This is a genomic window from Stenotrophomonas sp. PS02297 (assembly GCF_029959705.1).
Lineage (GTDB): Bacteria > Pseudomonadota > Gammaproteobacteria > Xanthomonadales > Xanthomonadaceae > Stenotrophomonas > Stenotrophomonas nitritireducens.
On the sequence record NZ_JASCOS010000230.1, the window covers coordinates 1 to 2,025 of the forward strand.

Below are 2,025 nucleotides of genomic sequence, written 5' to 3' on the forward strand. Positions count from 1 at the left end.
CGGCTGCACCGGTGCCTGCCGCCACTGCCCCGGCCGCCCAGCCGGCCGCTGCGGCCGCCCCGGCGGCGGTGAGCGCGGCGCCGGCACCGGCAGCGACCGGTCCGCTCGAGGTCCGGGTGCCGGACATCGGCGACTACAGCGGCGTGCCGGTGATCGAGATCCTGGTGGCCGTGGGCGACACGGTGGCCAAGGACCAGGGCCTGGTGACGCTGGAATCGGACAAGGCGACGCTGGAAGTGCCGTCCTCGGCCGCCGGCGTGGTCAAGGAGATCAAGGTCAAGCTCGACGACAAACTGTCCGAGGGCGATGTGGTGGTGGTGCTGGAGGCGCAGGGCGCCGCGCCCGCGGCTGCTGCCGGCAACGTGGCGCCGGGCAGCAAGCCGCCGGTGACCCCGTCGCACCGCGCGCCGGATCCGGCGGTCGCCGCCAAGGCGCTGCCGTCCAGCGGCCGCACTGCCGACATCGAGTGCCGCATCGTGGTGCTGGGCGCCGGCCCGGGCGGCTATACCGCCGCCTTCCGCGCCGCCGACCTGGGCATGGATACCGTACTGATCGAGCGCTACGCCAGCCTCGGCGGCGTCTGCCTCAACGTCGGCTGCATCCCGTCCAAGGCCCTGCTGCACGCGGCTGAAATCATCGACCACGCCGCGCATGCCGACGAACTCGGCATCGTGTACGGCGCGCCGAAGATCAGCCTGGACAAGCTGCGCGGTTACAAGGAAAAGGTCGTCGGCCAGCTGACCAAGGGCCTGGCCGGCATGGCCAAGCAGCGCAAGATCCGCACCGTGCATGGCCTGGCCAGGTTCATTTCGGCCAATGAGCTGGAAATCGTCGGCGACGACGGCAAGACCCAGCTGCTGCGCTTCGAGCAGTGCATCATCGCCGCCGGTTCGCAGGCGGTGAAGCTGCCGAACTTCCCGTGGGACGACAAGCGCGTGATGGACTCCACCGACGCGCTGGAGCTGGCCGAAGTGCCGAAGTCGCTGCTGGTCGTCGGTGGCGGCATCATCGGTCTGGAAATGGCCACCGTGTACAGCGCGCTCGGCGCCAAGGTCACCGTGGTCGAGTTCATGGACCAGCTGATGCCGGGCGCCGACAAGGACCTGGTCAAGCCGCTGGCCGACCGCCTGAAGAAGCAGGGCATCGAGGTGCACCTGAAGACCAAGGCCTCGGGCGTGAGCGCAGACAAGAAGGGCATCACCGTGACCTTCGAGGCTGCCACCGCGGGCGAAAAGCCGGCGATGGAAAACGGCACCTTCGATCGCGTGCTGGTTGCGGTCGGCCGTTCGGCCAACGGCAAGAAGATCGATGCCGACAAGGCCGGCGTCGAAGTGACCGACCGCGGCTTCATTCCGGTCGACCGGCAGATGCGCACCAACGTGCCGCACATCTTCGCCATCGGCGACATCGTCGGTAACCCGATGCTGGCGCACAAGGCCACGCACGAGGGGAAGCTGGCGGCTGAAGTCGCGTTCGGCGAGAAGAAGGAGTGGGTGGCCCGCGTGATCCCGTCGGTGGCCTACACCAACCCGGAAATCGCCTGGGTCGGCGTCACCGAGACCGAGGCCAAGGCCAAGGGCCTGAAGGTCGGCGTGGCCAAGTTCCCGTGGGCGGCCAGCGGTCGCGCCATCGGCATCGCTCGCACCGAAGGCTTCACCAAGCTGATCTTCGACGAGGAAACCCACCGCGTGATCGGTGGCGCCATCGTCGGCGTGCATGCCGGTGAGCTGCTGGCCGAGATCGGCCTGGCCATCGAGATGGGGGCTGAGGCCGAGGACATCGGCCACACCATCCACGCCCATCCGACCCTGAGCGAGTCGGTGGCGATGGCCTCGGAGATCTACGACGGCACCATCACCGACCTGTACATCCCGAAGAAGAAGTAACCCGCGCGACGCCCCTTCACCGGGGCGTCGTCGTTTCCGGCGTCTGAAAGGAGGGGGGGGGGAATGCTGCGCGCGATGGCGGTGCTTCCGGTGCTGCTCTGGGCCGGCAATGCGTGGGCCGAAGCCGACGACCCGGTAC

At 68.7% G+C, this 2,025-nt stretch carries 1 protein-coding gene; it reads left to right on the plus strand.

The features are described 5' to 3' along the window. The first annotated feature begins 68 nt into the window (after nt 1–68). Nucleotides 69–1,886, plus strand: coding sequence for a dihydrolipoyl dehydrogenase (gene lpdA, locus QMX80_RS19105; protein WP_282278755.1), 1,818 nt, complete (start codon nt 69–71; stop codon nt 1,884–1,886). Nucleotides 1,887–2,025: the final 139 nt, after the last annotated feature.